The sequence below is a fragment of the Pseudomonas sp. PA-4-8C genome, assembly GCF_021606625.1.
Classification (GTDB): Bacteria; Pseudomonadota; Gammaproteobacteria; order Pseudomonadales; family Pseudomonadaceae; genus Aquipseudomonas; species Aquipseudomonas lactis.
The window spans coordinates 1-17454 of the sequence record NZ_WKCD01000101.1; the positions used below are offsets into that span (position 1 = coordinate 1).

Annotated in this window: 12 protein-coding genes and 1 pseudogene; 5 read left to right on the forward strand and 8 right to left on the reverse strand. The window is 62.1% G+C overall.

Features of this window, described 5'->3' with window-relative positions; all coding sequences use genetic code 11:
- The 6 genes from GIW04_RS16385 to GIW04_RS16410 all read right to left on the reverse strand — a co-directional run.
- A partial coding sequence (locus GIW04_RS16385) for an MFS transporter (RefSeq protein WP_236479060.1) occupies nucleotides 1–522 on the reverse strand: 522 nt, incomplete at its 3' end.
- A gap of 136 nt (nucleotides 523–658) precedes the next feature.
- Nucleotides 659–1051 (reverse strand): 5-carboxymethyl-2-hydroxymuconate Delta-isomerase, encoded by a 393-nt coding sequence (locus GIW04_RS16390; RefSeq protein ID WP_034134259.1) that lies wholly within the window; start codon nucleotides 1049–1051, stop codon nucleotides 659–661.
- 15 nt (nucleotides 1052–1066) lie between these two features.
- Nucleotides 1067–1924: a 3,4-dihydroxyphenylacetate 2,3-dioxygenase gene (gene hpaD / locus GIW04_RS16395; protein WP_003192392.1), complete on the reverse strand. Its 858-nt coding sequence runs from the start codon at nucleotides 1922–1924 to the stop codon at nucleotides 1067–1069.
- A gap of 154 nt (nucleotides 1925–2078) precedes the next feature.
- The gene (gene hpaE / locus GIW04_RS16400) at nucleotides 2079–3539 is read right to left on the reverse strand and encodes a 5-carboxymethyl-2-hydroxymuconate semialdehyde dehydrogenase (protein ID WP_034134260.1); all 1461 of its coding nucleotides are present in this window, start codon (nucleotides 3537–3539) and stop codon (nucleotides 2079–2081) included.
- Between the two features lie 5 nt (nucleotides 3540–3544).
- Entirely contained in the window at nucleotides 3545–4315 is a 771-nt protein-coding gene (locus tag GIW04_RS16405; RefSeq protein WP_057711183.1) for a fumarylacetoacetate hydrolase family protein, read from the reverse strand.
- Nucleotides 4312–4977, reverse strand: coding sequence for a fumarylacetoacetate hydrolase family protein (locus tag GIW04_RS16410; RefSeq protein WP_057711185.1), 666 nt, complete (start codon nucleotides 4975–4977; stop codon nucleotides 4312–4314). Before GIW04_RS16410 ends, GIW04_RS16405 begins: the two co-directional genes overlap by 4 nt.
- Before the next feature lie 128 nt (nucleotides 4978–5105).
- Here GIW04_RS16410 and hpaA point away from each other — a divergent pair, with 128 nt between their 5' ends.
- The 3 genes from hpaA (at nucleotide 5106) to GIW04_RS16425 (ending at nucleotide 8198) form a co-directional block, all read left to right on the forward strand.
- Complete coding sequence (hpaA, locus tag GIW04_RS16415) at nucleotides 5106–5966, forward strand: 4-hydroxyphenylacetate catabolism regulatory protein HpaA (RefSeq protein ID WP_034134261.1); 861 nt, start codon at nucleotides 5106–5108, stop codon at nucleotides 5964–5966.
- A gap of 522 nt (nucleotides 5967–6488) precedes the next feature.
- Nucleotides 6489–7307 carry a type III secretion protein gene (locus GIW04_RS16420; RefSeq protein WP_236270277.1) on the forward strand — a complete coding sequence of 273 codons (819 nt, stop codon included), beginning with the start codon at nucleotides 6489–6491 and terminating at the stop codon, nucleotides 7305–7307.
- Nucleotides 7308–7343: 36 nt separating this feature from the next.
- Nucleotides 7344–8198, forward strand: coding sequence for a hypothetical protein (locus GIW04_RS16425; protein ID WP_232964717.1), 855 nt, complete (start codon nucleotides 7344–7346; stop codon nucleotides 8196–8198).
- Here the strand turns inward: GIW04_RS16425 and GIW04_RS16430 are convergent.
- Together GIW04_RS16430 and GIW04_RS16435 are read right to left on the reverse strand one after the other, a co-directional pair.
- Nucleotides 8195–9619 (reverse strand): efflux transporter outer membrane subunit, encoded by a 1425-nt coding sequence (locus GIW04_RS16430; RefSeq protein WP_003192382.1) that lies wholly within the window; start codon nucleotides 9617–9619, stop codon nucleotides 8195–8197. The genes GIW04_RS16425 and GIW04_RS16430 overlap by 4 nt on opposite strands.
- Nucleotides 9619–10413: a helix-turn-helix transcriptional regulator gene (locus GIW04_RS16435; protein WP_034134263.1), complete on the reverse strand. Its 795-nt coding sequence runs from the start codon at nucleotides 10411–10413 to the stop codon at nucleotides 9619–9621. The genes GIW04_RS16430 and GIW04_RS16435 overlap by 1 nt, the downstream gene beginning before the upstream one ends.
- A 490-nt stretch (nucleotides 10414–10903) precedes the next feature.
- On the opposite strand from GIW04_RS16435, the pseudogene GIW04_RS31515 reads away from it, so the two are divergent.
- Together GIW04_RS31515 and GIW04_RS31520 are read left to right on the forward strand one after the other, a co-directional pair.
- A pseudogene (locus GIW04_RS31515) lies at nucleotides 10904–13120 on the forward strand (non-ribosomal peptide synthetase); the annotation flags it as partial.
- A gap of 40 nt (nucleotides 13121–13160) precedes the next feature.
- Complete coding sequence (locus tag GIW04_RS31520; protein ID WP_442962801.1) at nucleotides 13161–17162, forward strand: amino acid adenylation domain-containing protein; 4002 nt, start codon at nucleotides 13161–13163, stop codon at nucleotides 17160–17162.
- Nucleotides 17163–17454 lie beyond the last annotated feature (292 nt).

A 17454-nucleotide genomic window follows, 5' to 3' on the forward strand; every position in this document is an offset into this window, starting at 1 on the left:
CTCCAGGATCGCCCCGGAAATCGGCCCGCCCAACACCCCGGCCATGGGCACCGCAATGGCAAACAAGGCGGTGACCTGGGCGCGACGGCGTGCCGGGTACCAGCGGTTGAGAAACACCAGAATCCCGGGGAAAAACCCGGCCTCGGCCACCCCCAGTAGAAAGCGCAGCACGTAGAACCCGCGCGCGCTCTCCACCCACAGCATGCCGGTGGAGAGCAGGCCCCACACCACCATCAGGCAGGCGATCCAGCGCCGTGGCCCGACGCGGTCCAGGGCAATGTTGCTGGGCACGCCGAACAACGCGTAGGCGATGAAGAACAGCCCGGCGCCGAAGCCGTACACGGTGTCGCTGAAGTGCAGGTCGCTGCTCATCTGCATCTTGGCAAAGCCGATGTTGATGCGGTCCAGATGGGCGAACAGGTAACACACCAGCAACAAGGGCATCAGGCGCCAAGTCACCAAACGATGGGTGCGGTCGTGCTCGGCAAGCTGCAGGCTTGCAGTGGAATTGGCTGTGCTCATGGTGGTGTTCTTTTTGTTGTTGTAGGAGCGAGCTTGCTCGCGAAAAACGTCAACGAAAACGCAGCGCTGTTGGGTCCGCGGTGCCTGTGGGCTTTTCGCGAGCAAGCTCGCTCCTACAGGGGGGGGCGGGGCCGTTTCAGCTTGCCGGGTTGTTCAGGAACGCGTGCACATTGTTCTGCTTGAAGTTGAGCTGCGGGTGCAGCTCGATCATCTCGAACGACAGCGCGAGCAAGCGCTGCGCCTGCAGCTCGGCGAAGTGCTCGGTAATCACCGCGAACACTGCTTGGGCGACGGCCTCGCGGGTTGCCAGGTCGCGGCCGTGGCCGACCTTGAGGGTCATGTGCACAAAGGCATAGTCGTGTTTGCCGTCGGCCATGCGCCAGGTGTCCAGGCGCACGCCGCGACTGCGAATGCCGCCCAGCGGAAACACGCCGCTGTCGCCCAGCACGCGGTGGATTTTTTCAAACAGACCGGGCAAGTCGGCCTGCTGTTCGAGGTTGTCGGTGTACTCAGCGATAAAGTGCGGCATGGGGCTCTCCCAGGGTTAAAGCGGGAAAATCGCGTTGATCTGGCCGGTGCCCGAACTGCCGAACGGCGGCGTGATGATCTCAGCCGGCTTGGCATAGTCCGGCCCACCCAGCAGGCCCAGGAGCATGGCGGTGTCGTGCATCTTGCCTTCGCCAAAACAGTGTTCGGCGTAGTCGGGCAGCATGGCGCAGAACTCTTTGAAGCGACCTTGCTTCCACATTTCCACGACATGCAGGTCCACCTGCTTGTCGAATTCGCGGGTCCAGTTGTGGATATTCGCCTCAGCCTCGCGGTCGTCCGAGAACCGATGGGACAGCGAGCCCGACGCCAGCACCAGCACCTTGCGGTCGCTCTTTTCAATCGCCCGGCGCACGGCGGCGCCGAAGGCAAAACTGTCTTCCAGGCGATGCCAGGCGCACCAGGCAGCGATGGAAATCACCTTGAATTTCTCTGCGTCGGGCACCCCCATGTGCATGTAGCGCATGGGCACCAGGGTGCCGTATTCCAGCTCCAGGCTCGGGATGTTATGGGCCATGCTGCGCACGCCGGCCAGGTTGGCTTCGGCGGCGATCAGCTCCCCCAGTTCGGGGCAGCCGGGGTAGGCGTAGTCCATGTTCTTGATGAAGTGCGGCAGCTCGTTGCTGGTGTAAGTGCCCTGGAACTGTTCACCGCAATTGACGTGATAACCGCTGTTGACCAGCCAGTGCACGTCGAACACCACTGCCGTGTCGGCGCCCAGTTCTCGGGCTCGCCGGCCGATTTCCTTGTGCCCGGCAATCGCCGCTTCGCGACAGCCGTGATGCTTGCCGGGCAGTTCCGACAGGTACATCGACGGTACGTGGCAGATCTTCGCTGCCAGAACCACTTCGCCCATGATGACTCTCCTGAATAATTATTCTTGTATGGCCTGTGAGGTCCCTGTGGGAGCTGGCTTGCCTGCGATGGCATCGACTCGGTACGGCTAAAGGACCGCGGTGTCTGCATCGCGGGCAAGCCCGGCTCCCACAGGAGGCTTGTTTGAGCCTGGGCTACACGCCCCAGCGCGGAATGTGATGACTACCCATGGAAATACACACGTTCTTGATCTCGGCAAACACTTCGAAGCTGTACTGCCCACCTTCACGCCCGGTGCCCGAGCCTTTGACCCCGCCGAACGGCTGGCGCAAATCCCGTACATTCTGGCTATTGATAAATACCATGCCCGCTTCGATACCGCGCGCCAGGCGGTGGGCCTTGCCGATGTCCTGGGTCCAGATGTAGGAGGCCAGCCCGTATTCGGTGTCGTTGGCCAGTTGCAGCGCCTCGGCTTCATCCTTGAACGGAATCAGGCACACCACCGGGCCGAAGATTTCTTCCTGGGCGATGCGCATCCGGTTGTTCACGTCGGCAAACACCGTCGGCTGGATAAACTGGCCGCGGCTCAGGTGCGCCGGCAAGTTCGCCGGACGTTCCAGGCCGCCAGCCAGCAGCGTGGCGCCTTCCTCCAGACCGATCTTGATATAGCCGGTGACCTTGTCGTAATGGGCCTGGGTGATCATCGAGCCGACCTGAGTCTTGGGGTCCTGGGGGTCGCCGACGATCAGGCGCTTGGCCCGCGCCGCGAACTCGGCGACAAATTGTGGGTAGACGCTTTCCTGGATAAAGATCCGGCTGCCAGCGGTGCAACGCTCGCCGTTGAGGGAGAAGATCGTGAAGAGTGCTGCGTCGAGGGCGCGTTCCAGATCGGCGTCTTCAAAAATCAGCACCGGCGACTTGCCGCCCAGTTCCATGGAGTACTTTTTCAGGCCGGCGGTCTGCATGATTTTCTTGCCGGTGGCGGTGCCCCCGGTAAAGGAAATCGCCCGCACGTCCGGGTGGCGCACCAGGGCATCGCCCGCGGTGGCGCCGTAGCCCTGGATCACATTGAGCACGCCGTTGGGGATCCCGGCTTCCACCGCCAGGCGCCCCAGTTCATTGGCGGTCAGCGGCGACAGTTCCGACATCTTCAGCACCGCCGTATTGCCCAGCGCCAGGCACGGCGCGGTCTTCCAGGTGGCGGTCATGAACGGCACGTTCCAGGGCGACACCAGCCCGCACACGCCCACTGGCTGGTACAGGGTGTAGTTGAGCATCTGGTCGTCCACCGGGTAGGTGTGGCCGTCCATGCGCGTGCAGACTTCCGCGAAGAAATCAAAATTGTGCGAGGCACGCGGAATCAACACGTTCTTGGTCTGGTGGATCGGCAGGCCGGTGTCCAGGGTTTCCAGCTCGGCCAGGTGGGGCACGTTCTGTTCGATCAACTCGCCCAGTTTGCGCATCAAGCGTGCGCGCTCCTTGGCTGGTGTATTGGCCCACTTGGGAAACGCGGCCTTGGCCGCCGCCACGGCCTGCGCAACTTCTTCGGCACCGCCGCTGGCCACTTCGCCGATGGCCTCGCCGGTGGCCGGGTTGTAGTTGATAAAGGTGTCTTTGCTTTCGACCTCACGGCCGTTGATCCAGTGTTTGATCATGGTGCTCAAGCCTCTTTGCGCGCGGAGAAAAACTCCGTTTCACTGACAATACGGTTGACCAGGCGGCCCACACCTTCGACTTCCACCACCACTTCATCGCCCGGCACCACATCGGCCAGGCCCTCGGGCGTGCCGGTGGCGATCATGTCGCCCGGTTGCAGGGTCATGAAGCTGGACAGGTATTCGATGAGGTAGGGGATATCGAAAATCATGTCTTTCGTGCTGCCTTCCTGGCGCAGTTCGCCGTTGATCCAGGTGCGCAGCTTCAGGTTGCCTGGGTCGGGCACATCGGCCACGTCGACGATCCATGGGCCGACCGGGGTGGTGGCGTCACGGTTTTTCACGCGCAGGTTGGGACGGTAGTAATTCTCGAGGTAGTCGCGGATCGCATAGTCGTTGCACACCGTGTAACCGGCCAGGTAGTCCAGGGCGTCGGCGCGTTTGACGTTGCGCGCGGTCTTGCCGATCACCGCCACCAGCTCGCACTCGTAGTGCATGTAGGCGACGTTGTCCGGGCGCCAGGTAACTTGGCGGTGGCCGGTGTAGGTGCCCACCGATTTGATAAAGGCCAGCGGCTCGGTCGGCGGCGTAAAGGCCAGTTCGGCGGCGTGGTCGGCGTAGTTCAAACCCAGGGCGAACATGTTGCCGGTGGCGGGTGGCAGCCATTGCACCTGGTCTTCGGTGAGCAGGCGGCCATCGTCCAGGCGCGCGCTGCAATCGGCCTCCACCAGCACATTGTGGACGGTACCTTCAAATTGGATACGTGCGCGTTTCATGCCGATGCCTCTGCTGCAATGGTGTTGCTCAGGCGGCCAATGCCGGTGATGTCGACCTCGACCTGATCGCCTGGCTGTACATCCACGCGGCCTTGCGGGGTGCCGGTGATCAGCACGTCGCCGGGATGCAGGGTCATGAACTCGCTGATCTCGGCGATCAATTGCGGGATGTCCCGTACCCAATCGGCGGTGGAGCTTTCTTGGCGCAGCTCACCATTGACGAACAGCTTGAGGCTCAGTTGGTTGGGGTTGGCGACTTGATCCCGCGCAACCAGCTGCGGGCCCAGGGCGCAAAAACCATCGCGGCATTTGGCTTTGACGGCGGGGCGGTAGTAGCTGTCTTCCGGCAGGCTGAATTCATTCACCACCACATACCCGGCCACATGGGCCATGGCGTTCTCCAGGCTGACACGGCTGGCGCGCTGGCCGATCACCACGCCCAGCGCCGGGCCCGGTTGCAGGCGCTCGCCCGCAGGCTGCAGCACTACGCCGCGATGGGCATTGCGGGTGTTGGGCGTCTTGATAAACAGCACCGGCTTGGTTGGCGGCTTCTGGTAGGGCGCCTGTTGGAAGGCGGCGAGATGCTGGTCCAGCAGGCCCTGGTAGTTCAGCGCAACGCCGAACAGGGTGCCGCTGGCAACATCATGCAGGGTACGGCTCATGCGTTTCTCCTGGCGGTGACGACGGCTGCATAGGCAGTTCGTTAAGTTGTTAACGTTATAATTAATATGTTAACTACCGTCAAGCGTGGCACACTGCACTGGCCTCACAACAACAAGAAGAGAGCCCCGTGAAGCCGATCCCCAACATCAACATCGGGCAGGTCTACGACCAGCGCTACAGCGACGCCGAGGTGCATTACGACAAGCTCGGCAACCTGGCGGGTTTTTTCGGGCGCAATATGGCGGTGCATCGCCATGACCGGTTTTTCCAGGTGCATTACGTCAAGAGTGGCGCGGTGCGGGTGTATCTGGATGACCGCCAGTACGTTGAATCGGGGCCGATGTTTTTTCTCACGCCGCCCACGGTGGCCCACGCTTTTGTCACCGAAGCGGATGCCGATGGGCATGTATTGACGGTGCGCCAGCAGCTGGTGTGGAGTTTGATCGACGCCGATCCCAGCCTTGCCTCCGGTGCAGCCTGTGTCGCCTTGAATGGCGACGCCGAGGGGCTGGAGCAACTCTTCGAGGCGCTGTGCAGTGAAATCAACACCGAACGGGCAGGGCGCGCCGCCGCCCTCGACAGCCTCACAAGGCTGATCATGATCCGCCTGCTGCGCCTGTGCGCCCACGCCCAGCCGGCACGCCCGACCGCCCATGAAGACCTGCGCATCTTCCATCGTTTCAACGAGCTGATCGAAGCCCACTACCTGGAACATTGGCCGTTGGCGCGTTATGCCGAAAGTATTGGCGTGACCCAGGCGCGGCTCAATGAAGTGTGCCGGCGCATTGCCGACCTGCCCTCCAAGCGCCTGATCCTGGAGCGGCTGATGCAGGAGGCCAAGCGCCTGCTGTTGTTTACCGGCAGTTCGGCAAATGAAATCTGCTACCAGCTGGGGTTCAAGGACCCGGCGTATTTCAGCCGGTTTTTCTTGCGGTATGCGCAGATGACGCCGGGGGAGTATCGGATACGGCAGGCGGGGATGCGCTGATAAGGAGTCGGACAAAAAACGCAACGTTGAGGAATTGGCTGATAGTGGTCCGTTAAGCGAGAAGGATGTTGTTACCTGTCGAGCCGGAACCTTTCCCCCCGCCTGGCCACGCAAGAGTACTTGTTCAGTGCCGGGTTCGGCAGTGGCAGTGGGCAAGTAGTGCCAGACCGTTCGCGATTATCCCCCTTCGATCAAATGAGACGCCCTACCATGCTCACGCACACTCAGCCTGCTTATTCGCCCGCGCACTCAAGGTTTACATCGCCTGGTAAAACCCTTGATCAGGCAGTGACAGATCAACCCAATCACTTTGGTAAATTACCGGCACATTCTCCGATTGGCCCAAGTGTCAACTCAAACCGGGACGCAGAGCTGGGGGAGCTGTTGAAGTTGTTGGGTACATTAGTCGTGTCACTTAAAACCTGGATGAGCAGGGAGAATGAGGCGCCGAAACCACAGCCACCCGTTACGGCTTACCCAACCCCACTTGTGAGTTCACCGCACAGGCCGCTGGTTAATACCGTGCCTGCACCGGACAGCGTTCCCACCATCAGGGGTGAGTGGAAAGAACAATTGGCACCGTTCATGAACCGGTCGAACCTGGCCAGTACCCGTAACGCGTTTGATACCGAACTTATTGAGATGTTCTCAGATAAAAACTATGAGCCAATCACTGCGTTTATGTCTGAAAAACCCAAAGGTCAAAAGCCTGACGATCTGCACAATGGGTTGCGTGCCACGTATGAGAACTTTCCTTATCTGGGTGCTCTGGGCCGAGAGGAGCACGTGGCCGCGATCAAGGTTGCTATGGCCACGTTCGGGCAAAGCCCAGCCGGGATTTTCAAGCACGTCGCCAAACATGGTGACCACTATGACGTGACGATGCGAGACGGCTTCAAGCTGACAATCACCGTTGAAGAACTTGAACTGGCGGCCAAGGCGGCAAAGTTCAGTGGCGGCGATGAAGGCATGGTCAAGGATGCGCAATTTCTGTTTGCTGTGATGAGCAAGCGTCAATACCTGGAGCTTGAGCGCGACAGCGCAACGGACCCCTTCATGAGCCTGTACGGCAAAGACAGTGCGTACCACGCCCATCGCACTTATCCCGGTGTGCTGTCGGGGGCCGGAGGCGGCATCGACGGTGATACGGCGCTGTCCTATCTGGGGCTTAAAGAACATCTGCAGGTCATCGATGCCAGTGCATTGGGCACGCAGGTCGGCGTGCCGTTGGACAAGGGCGCACGAAACAAGAACGGTGTAATTATTGAGGGCGTGATGGAGGGGCAGTTATATAACACGCCGGTTTCACCGTCATTGAAGGTGGTCACGCTTCGCGGGTGATTTAAAGTATTTAGTGAATAATAGGGGTTGTTCAACATGTTAGTGTCTTCTGTTAACACTGCTGCTTTTGGTCATGCCAGGGCAAGCGACGCGGTCACTTCGCCACGTGTTTTGCCCTTCGCCAACGCCTCTGCCCCAACTGGAACTTCTGAACAACTCAGTCGCCTGGTCGGCGAATTGGAGCGCTTGTTGACGGTGTTATCTGCGCGGTTAAAACCTGAAGTCGATTCAACACCTTTGCCTGCGCCGGTCCCCGATAAACGCAACGGCAAACGTGACGAATTCTTGAAAGGTACGCCTGCGAACACGGGCATCAAGCCCGGTGATATTTTCAAAGACTTTTACCAATTGGCCGAAGGTAATTGCGTGACGATATCCGCGATTAAAGCCGCGATGATGAGGTTCGGCCATAACCCTTACGGTATTTACAAAACCATTGAGGCCACCGATAGCGGCTATCGCATTGTCATGCGCGATGGGTTCAAACTGCACATCACCGATGACGAACTGAAGCAGGCCAAGGCCGGCGCCCACTTCGGCACCGACAGGCCCAACGATGTTCTGGTCAATGCGCAGTTTTTATACGCTGTCAGTGCCAAGCGAGCCTACCTTGAAAATAATGATGGGGAGGCCAATAAGAGCTTTGCCGCCGCCATGCGCAGCCTCAATGATGGTGAGTATCCGGGGCAAGCGTTGCGTCGCCTGGGCTTGAAAGACTTCGTTGCGCCCGCAACCCTCCAGGACTTCCTCAACGGCGCCATCGGCACGATCAACAGCGGGTTCCATTCGATGGCCGCTGTGGGCGGCTTCGTGGACAGTTATGGGCACAAACAGCCACTGGATAGCCGCGACCCAAATCGTCATGCCGAGTCTGGACTCAAGTTGCTCTAACGCGCGGCCGCCAGGTTCGGCCATTGCGTCCACGCGCCACCCAGCGCCGTATACAGGTTCACCTCGGCGACCAACTGCGCCAGCCGGTCCACAATCAGCGCCTGTTGTGCGCTGAACAGTGAACGCTGCGCATCGAGGAACGTCAGGTTGCTGTCCACGCCGCTGCGGTAACGGTGCTGGGCCAGGTTGTAATAGGTCTGGTTGGCCTCGACGAAATCCCGTTGCGCCGCCAGTTGGTCGTTGAAGGTCTGGCGTGCGGCGAGGCCGTCGGCTACTTCCTGGAAGGCAGCCTGGATGGATTTTTCGTACTGGGCCACGGTGATGTCTTTTTGCAGCTTGGCGTAATCCAGGCTGGCACGCAGGCTGCCGGCGTTGAAGATCGGCAGGTTGATCTGCGGTTGGAATGTCCAACTGCCCGAGCCACCCTTGAACAGCCCCGACAGCTCTGTGCTGGTGCTGCCCGCGTTTGCCGTGAGGGTCACTGAAGGAAAGAACGCAGCACGGGCCGCACCGATATTGGCGTTGGCCGCCTGCAGCTGGTATTCGGCCTGGAGGATATCCGGGCGGCGTTGCAGCAGGTCCGAGGGTAAGCCGGCGGGCACGCGGGCGACCAGATCGTCGGCCAGCGGGCGCGCGGGCAAGTGTTCATCCACTGGGCCACCCACCAGCAACATGAGGTTGTTGAGGTCCTGGGCCACTTGGCGCTCATAGCGGGCCACGCTGGCGCGAGTACTTTCCACCGCTGTGCGCGCTTGCACCACGTCCAGCGCCGAGGCTTTGCCTGCGCTTTTACTGCGGCGGGTCAATTGCCAGCTGTGGTCGTTGGCCGCCAGGGTTTGCTCGGCCAGGGCCAGCAGTTCTTGGTCGGCCCGCCAGGTCAGGTAGGCATTGGCGACGTTGGCCACCAGGCTCAATTGCGCGCTGCGCCGCGCTTGTTCGCTGCCCAGGTAAGTAAGCAGCGCCTGTTCGCTGAGGCTGCGCACGCGGCCGAACAAATCCAGCTCATAGGCGCTCAGCCCCAAGGTGGCGGAATAGTTGGAGGTGATCGCTGACTTGCCGGTGCCGGTCACGCTCCCTGGCAACTTCTGGCGCTTGCCGGCGCCGGTGGCGGAGATCGCTGGGAACAAATCCGCGCGCTGGATACGGTACTGCGCCTGGAACGCCTGCACATTCAGGGCTGCCACCCGCAGGTCGCGGTTGTTGACCAGCGCATCATTAATCAACTGTTGCAGCGCCGGGTCGTGGAACAGTTGCTGCCAGTCCGGGTTCTGCGCCATGTTGCCGGCCTGCGCCAGGCGGTAGACACCGCCTTGGGGGTACTGCGCAGGCGTCGGCGCCGCTGGCTGCTGGTACTCGGGGATCAGCGAGCAACCGCCGAGCATCCAGGCCATGCCGAGGGTGCACAGCGTCTGTTTATTCATCAGGCGCCCACCATCCATTTGGCCAGGCCATGTCGGCCGCTCACGCCCAGCTTGGCGGCGGCGCGCTTGAGGTAGGTCTCGATCGAGCTGTTTTTGACGCTGAGTTTCTGTGCGATTTGCGGCACGGTGCCGCCGGTCAGCAGGCCCAGGCACACTTCCTGTTCCCGCGCCGAAAGGGTGATGTCGCTCAAAGACAAGCGCTTGTAGAACTCACGCTGCAACTGCGATTGTTCCAGCAGGGTATGGGCCGGCTCAGTCTCGGCGTGTGGCGCCTGGCGCAGGCACTGGGCGTGCCGCTCCATCAACGGCAACAGCGTGTCCGACAGGCACTTGAGAAACGACAACTCAGCCAGGGAAAACCCCTGCTGGGTCGGCAGGCGGTAGAACGAAATCACACAGCGCCGGTTGCCCTGGCGCGATACCAGGTTGCACTGGTGCGAGGTGCCGCGCGGGTGCGTGCTGTTGACCTTGGCGTTCATCTGGATCAGCAGCGGATCTTGCATGTGCAGCATCTGCCGCAACAACGGGTGGTCGTTCAGCGCATGCAGGGTCTGGGGCACAGACAAATCCTTCTTCACCCCGGCGCTGCCCAGTAGCTTTATGTCCAGTACGCGGTCGCGCAGTTCATCCAGGGTCCACTCGCTGAGGTCCACCAGATGAATCGGTACCCACTTGCCCACCAGCTGCAGCATGGTGGCGGCGAAATGTTCGTCGCCGCTGTTTGAAATCAACTCGCCCATTTCGGCATAAAAAAGCGGGCCGCATGTGTCGCCAATACTTGAGGTCAGACTCATAGCCATCTCATCCTTGATGTCGAAAACCGTCAACGGTTGCCCAGGGCCTGCGCAGGGCGCTCCGTACTGCTTGAACGTAACTCGGCGTTCGAGATGTTATTTAGCCATAGGGATTTGTCCTACGTATGTAGCGGAAACGAGGGACACAAGCTGCCATAAAAACTGCGCCATTAAACCGACGTTTCTCTTGAATTAAGCCGGCTACGTACAGGCGTAAGTTATTTTTAGCCTTGGTTAACTTATTGATGTAAATAATGAATTTATAAAATAAAGAGGTTGCTAAGAGACTCGGGATGGATCCGATGTAGCCAATCTCCTACAACGCTTTAATCGTTTCAGCCATGAACCTTCGACCAAGGCCTCTCCATCCATTTGAATGTCCGGGTTTCGGGTGTCAGACACCCCCCGGCGCCCATGCTCAAATCCGGCCACATCGGTGTAATGGGCCACCTCTGCGCGGCCAGTGCCTGACCCCCATGAGAAGGATCTTATGCAGCATTCCTCCAGCCTGCCGGCCCGCTTCCCCCTCACTGGCCCCCAACAAGACATTTGGCTCGACCAACTGCGCGTGGGCGACTCGCCGCTGTACAACATTGGCGGCTACCTGGATTTTGCCGGCACCGTCGAGCCCGAACGCATGCGCCGTGCCGTCGCACTGCTGGTGGCCCGTCACGATGCGCTACGCACTCAACTGCATACCGACGCCAATGGCCTGCCTGGGCAAACATACGCCCCTGAGTTGAGGGTGGAGATGGCGCTGCATGATTTCTCCGCGCTGCCCGACCCATCGGCGGCAACCCAAGCCTTGATGCAGGCGCAAATGGCCCGGCCCTACGCCCTGAGCGGCGAACCACTGTGCCGGTTTTTCCTGGTCAAACTTGACCATGATCACTACCGCCTCGGCACCCAGGCTCATCACCTGATCCTCGACGGCTGGGGCTTCGGCCAGATGCTGCAATCCCTCGCGCAGCTCTACAGCGCCCTGGAGCAGGGGCGCGACACTGAGCTGCTGGCGCCGTCCTACATCGACTTTATCGACACCGACCAGCGCTACCTGCAATCGGCCCGCTACGCCCGCGACCGCGACTATTGGCTGGGCAAATACCAAGTGCTGCCCGAACCACTGCTCACCCCCAGGCACAACGCCAAGACGTCGAGCAACACTTGGGTGCAAGGCTTCCCGGTGCCGTTGCAGAGCCGCATGGAGCAGGTTGCCAACCACTACCAGGCGTCGGCCTTTCATGTGTTGCTGGCGGCGATGTATGTGTATTTCACCCGCACCAGCCAACGCCAGGAATGGGCGGTGGGGCTGCCGATTCTCAACCGCTCCAACGCGCGTTTTCGCGCCACTGTGGGCCTGTTCACCCAGGTCAGCGCGGTACGTTTTGCGTTCAGCGAGGGCGTGTCTTTCGGTGCCCTGGTGCGTGGCATCCGTGATCAGCTCAAGCAGGACTTTCGTCATCAGCGCTTCCCGTTGAGTGAGATGAACCGCGAGCTGGGCCTGCGCCGAACGGATCGCGGGCAACTCTTTGACGTGTCGGTATCGTTCGAGCAGGACGACCACGATCTGCGCTTCGGTCAGGTCCAGGCCCGCGCGATCAAGGTTTCCAATCAGCATGAAGCGCTACCGCTCGCCATTCACCTGCGCAGCCATCGTTACCAGGACAATGCCTGGCTGCATTGCGTCTACAACGAGGCGTATTTCCAGGCGGGCGACGTGCAGGCATTGGCCCAGCGCTTCATCGGGCTGCTGGAACAGGGGCTGGAAGATACTGCGCTGCCCATCGCTGAGTTTTCCATGCTGTTGCCCCAGGAGCAGGCCCGATTGCAGCACTGGAACGCCACCGCGCAACCCAACGCTACGCCGCAAACCCTGCACCAGCGCATTGAAGCCCAGGCCGCACGTACGCCCCACGCTATTGCGGCGGTGTATCAGGACCGCGCACTGAGCTACACCCAACTCAACCGCCAGGCCAATACGCTGGCCCACCAATTAGTGGCGCTCGGCGTACAGCCCGATGACCGCGTTGCGATCCTGGCCCGACGTGGCCTTGACACCCTGGCGGGGCTGTTGGCGATCCTCAAATCCGGCGCCTGCTACGTGCCGCTGGACCCGGCCCATCCCGCCGAACGCCTGGAGTACCTGCTGCACGACAGCGCGCCCGTGGCCATCCTGACCCAGCACGATTTACGCCAGCGTCTGCCCGTCTCGACGGTACCGGTGATCGCGCTGGAGCCTGGCAATGCGTCCATCGACAGCAACCCTCAGGTTGCGGTCACGCCGTCGAACCTGGCCTATGTGATTTACACCTCGGGTTCCACCGGCTTGCCCAAGGGCGTGATGGTTGAACATCACAGCGTGTCGAACCTGGTGGACTGGCATTGCCAGGCGTTCGACCTGCACGCGGGCAGCCACACCGCCAGCGTCGCAGGCTTCGGTTTTGATGCCATGGCCTGGGAGGTCTGGCCGGCGTTGTGCGTGGGCGCGACCTTGCATCTGCCACCGGCTCAGGAGGGCGCGGAAGATATCGACGCGTTGCTCGGCTGGTGGCGCTCGCAACCGTTGGATGTGTGCTTCCTGCCCACGCCTGTGGCCGAATATGCGTTCAGCCAGGGGCTGGGGCATCCCACCTTGCGCACCTTGCTGATCGGCGGCGACCGCCTGCGCACCTTCACCCAGGCGCAGACGTTTGCGGTGGTGAACAACTATGGTCCCACCGAAGCCACGGTGGTGGCGACCTCGGGGCGTGTCGAGGTGGGCCAGCCGTTCGCCGGTCGCCAATGCCCGGGTCTACCTGCTGGACGCGCAACAACGTCCGGTGCCGATTGGCGTGGCGGGGGAGTTGTATGTCGGCGGCAAGGGTGTGGCGCGGGGGTACCTGAACCGTCCGGAACTCAGTGCCGAACGTTTTCTCGACGACCCTTTCAGCGGTGGTCGGATGTACCGCACCGGCGACCTGGCGCGCTGGCTGCCAGACGGCACTCTCGACTACCTGGGGCGCAACGACGATCAGGTAAAAATCCGGGGCGTGCGCATCGAACTGGGGGAGATCGAATCGGCCCTGGCCAGCCATCCGGCGCTTCAGGACGCGGTGGTGCAGTTTCGCGACGGGCAATTATGGGCCTGGTTTGTGCCACGTCAGCCTGTGGAAATCGAAGCACTACGCACCCACCTGCAAGCCACGCTGGCGGACTACATGCTGCCCGCGGCTTACGTGCGCCTCGACGCGTTGCCCCTCACCGCCAACGGCAAGCTCGACCGCCGAGCCTTGCCGTCACCCACCCAGGAAGCCTTTATCACCCGTCGCTTCGAAGCGCCACAGGAGGGCGTGGAAACCACACTGGCGCAGATCTGGTCCGAGTTGCTGCACGTGCAGCCAGTGGGCCGCCATGACCATTTCTTCGAGCTGGGCGGGCATTCGCTGTTGGCGGTGCAGCTGGTGCAGCGTATGCGCGAGGCCGGCCTGCGCGCCGACGTGCAGGTGCTGTTCGGCCAGCCCACCGTGGCGGCGCTGGCGGCGGCGTGTGGCGGTCACGAACAGGCGGTGCCGGCCAATCGAATCCCGGCCGGTTGCACCCATATCACCACGGACTTGCTCGCCCTGGCCGAACTCGATCAACCCAGCCTCGACCGCATCGTCGCCGGCATCCCCGGTGGCGCCGCCAATGTGCAGGACCTCTACCCGCTGGCGCCGTTGCAGGAAGGGTTGCTCTACCACCACCTCACCGACGCGCACGACCCGTACCAGCAACAGGCGCTGTTCAGTTTTGCGCACCGCGAGCAACTGGAGGCCTTTGCCAGTGCCTTGCAACAGGTGATCAATCGCCACGATATTTTGCGTACCAGCCTGGTGTGGGATGCCCTTGAACAACCAATGCAGGTGGTGTGGCGCCAGGCGCAGTTGCGGGTTGAACTGCTGCGCGAACCGGCGCAACCGCTGGACTTGCGCCAGGCGCCGCTGATGGCCCTGGATTACGCCGAGGAGCCCCAGCACCAGCGCTGGGTCGCCAGGCTGCGCTTTCATCATCTGGTCAACGATGCCACGTCGACCACGCTGCTGGTGGACGAGATTCGCGCCCATTTGCTGGGCCAACAGGCGCAACTGCCGGCGCCCGTGCCTTATCGCAATATGGTGGCGCACGCCCGTTCGACCGTGCGCCAGGCGGCGCATGAAGCGTTCTTTCGAGAGCGTCTGGCGGATGTAGATGAGCCGACCTTGGCGTTCGGCCTGCAGGAGCGCCAGGCCAATCGCGCCGAAACCGAAGAGGCGCAGCGTGCGCTCAGCGACACGCTCAATCTACGCCTGCGCAGCCAGGCCCGAGCCCTTGGGGTGAGTGCTGCGAGCCTGTTCCACCTGGCCTGGGCTCAGGTGCTCAGCCGTGTCGCGGGCCGCGAAGACGTGGTGTTCGGCACCGTGCTGCTCGGCCGTTTGCAAGCCGGCGAGGGGGCCGAGCGGGCCTTGGGCATGTTCATCAACACCTTGCCGCTGCGCCTGCGCCTGGCAGGGCAAAACGTGGCGCAGGCGCTGCACGACACCCACGCGCAACTGAGTGCCTTGCTCGCCCATGAACAGGCGTCGCTGGCATTGGCCCAGCGCTGCAGTGGGGTGACCGGGCTATTCAACAGCCTGCTCAACTACCGTCACACCTCGGCCGACCCCGAGCTGAACCTGGTGCCGGGCATTGCCTTGCTCAGCAGTGAAGACATCCTCAGTTACCCGTTGATGCTCACGGTGGACGACCTGGGCAGTGGCGTGCGGCTCAAGGCCAAGACGCCACGCGCAGTCGGCGCTGAACGGGTCTTGGATTACTTGGACGTCACCCTGAACGGCCTGGCGGACGCACTGGAAAACACGCCGAAAATGCCGTTGCGCGAGGTGCCAGTGTTGCCCGCCAGCGAACTGCGCAGATTGCTGGTGGACTTCAACACGACCGCCACCGACCACCCGCACACGTTGACCGTGCAAGCGCTGTTTGAAGCCCATGCGCGGCGAATCCCCGATGCCATCGCGGTGCAGACGGATGAGCAGGCATTGACCTACCGCGAGCTCAACGAACGCGCCAACCAACTGGCCTTCCACTTGCGCGAGCACGGCGTACAGCCCGACGCGCGGGTGGCATTGTGCGTAGAGCGAGGGTTGGATCTGGTGGTGGGCTTGCTGGGCATTCTCAAGGCCGGCGGCGCCTATGTGCCCCTCGACCCCGGTTACCCACGCGAGCGCCTGGCCTACATGCTTGCCGACAGCCAGCCGGTGGCGCTGCTGGTACAGGCCGCCACCCGCGACGTGGTGGGCGATGTCTCGATCCCGCTGATCGACTTCGACCACTGCGCCTGGAACCATGCACCGATCGACAACCCACAAGTGCCCGGCTTGAGCGTCGCCAACCTCGCCTACGTGATGTACACCTCGGGTTCCACCGGCACACCCAAAGGCGTGATGATCGAGCATCGCGGCCTGGGCAATCTGCTGCAGTGGGGCTCGCACCTGTGCCCGAACGCCGAAGGCGGCGCCTTGTTGCAGCGCGCACCGTTCAGCTTCGACGGTTCAGTGTGGGAGCTGTTCTGGCCGTTGAGCAACGGCATGCGCCTGGTGTTGGCGCGGCCCGATGGGCACCGCGAGCCGGCGTACCTGGCGCAAGTGATTCGCACGCAGCAGATCAGCGTGATCAAGTTCGTGCCCGCCATGTTGCAGCAGTTTCTCGACCTGGATGAATCGGCCCTGTGCACCAGCCTCACCGATGTGCTGTGCGGCGGCGGTGAACTCACCGCCGCCCTGGCCCGGGGCGTACAGGCGCGCTTGCCCAGGGTGCGTTTGCACAACGTGTACGGCCCCACCGAAGCCACGGTGGACAGCAGCGCCTGGACCCTCGAACCCGGCGCGCCGGTGCCCATCCTGCAACTGCCGATTGGCCGCCCCATCAACAACACCCGCCTGTACGTGCTAGACGCCCATGATGCGCCGGTGCCCATGGGCATCAGCGGCCAATTGCACATCGGCGGCGTCGGCGTTGCCCGTGGCTACCTGGGCCTGGAGCAGCTGACTGCCGAACGTTTTATCGACAGCCCCTTCGTGGCTGGCGACCGCCTGTATCGAACCGGCGATCTGGTGCGCTACCTGCCCGACGGCACGCTTGAGTTCCTCGGGCGCAACGACTTCCAAGTCAAACTGCGCGGCGTGCGCCTGGAACTGGGCGAGATCGAAGCATGCCTGGCCACCCACCCGGCGTTGCACGAGGTGGCCGTATTGATTTGCGATGAGCGCCTGGTGGCCTACTTCACCCTGCGCGGCCAGGCGCCGAGCCTGCAAGCCTTGCGTGACCATGCGCTGGAACACCTGCCGGAATACATGGTGCCGGCCGCCTTCGTGCAACTCGACGCACTGCCCCTCAACCCCGCCGGCAAACTCGACCGCAAGGCCCTGCCAGCGCCAGGGCTGGAGGCTGTGCTTAGCCGAGCCTACGAAGCGCCAGTGGGCGAGGTGGAAAGCCTGATGGCCGGGATCTGGGCCGAGGTGTTGAAACTCGAACGGGTAGGGCGCCATGACCACTTCTTTGAACTGGGCGGGCACTCCCTACTGGCAGTGAACCTTGTCGCCCGCCTGCGCAAGGCCGGGCTGGACGTGGACGCCCGCACCCTGTTCAGCCAGCCCACACTGGCGCAACTGGCCGCGAAAACAGCGGCGCAGGCCCCGCGTGTAGAAGCACCCCAAACCGCCATCCCCCAGCTCAACCGCCGCCGAAGGATTTAGCTTAGGCACTGCGATCCAATGTGGGAGCTGGCTTGCCTGCGAAGACGGCCTAACAGTCAACACAGTTGGACCGGGTACATATCCGTTATTTAGGTAACGGCCACCTAGGGTTCAACGGCGGGTCACTTTGGAAAAGCCGGAATGCCGGCCCAGCCCAAAGTAACCAAAGGGCTCTTGCCCCACCACTCGGCACCTCGCTTGGGCTCGGTGTGCCCGTAATCCGCCAGTGATTTGGGGGGCCGCCGCCACGCGCCATCCATGGCGCGGGGCGGCTAAACCGGCATCCCTGCCG

Coding starts and splice junctions, on each gene's coding strand:
- GIW04_RS16390 (WP_034134259.1), bottom strand. CDS start 1,051: ATGCCGCACTTTATCGCTGAGTACACCGACAACCTCGAACAGCAGGCC.
- hpaD (WP_003192392.1), bottom strand. CDS start 1,924: ATGGGCGAAGTGGTTCTGGCAGCGAAGATCTGCCACGTACCGTCGATG.
- hpaE (WP_034134260.1), bottom strand. CDS start 3,539: ATGATCAAACACTGGATCAACGGCCGTGAGGTCGAAAGCAAAGACACC.
- GIW04_RS16405 (WP_057711183.1), bottom strand. CDS start 4,315: ATGAAACGCGCACGTATCCAATTTGAAGGTACCGTCCACAATGTGCTG.
- GIW04_RS16410 (WP_057711185.1), bottom strand. CDS start 4,977: ATGAGCCGTACCCTGCATGATGTTGCCAGCGGCACCCTGTTCGGCGTT.
- GIW04_RS16425 (WP_232964717.1), top strand. CDS start 7,344: ATGTTAGTGTCTTCTGTTAACACTGCTGCTTTTGGTCATGCCAGGGCA.
- GIW04_RS16430 (WP_003192382.1), bottom strand. CDS start 9,619: ATGAATAAACAGACGCTGTGCACCCTCGGCATGGCCTGGATGCTCGGC.
- GIW04_RS16435 (WP_034134263.1), bottom strand. CDS start 10,413: ATGAGTCTGACCTCAAGTATTGGCGACACATGCGGCCCGCTTTTTTAT.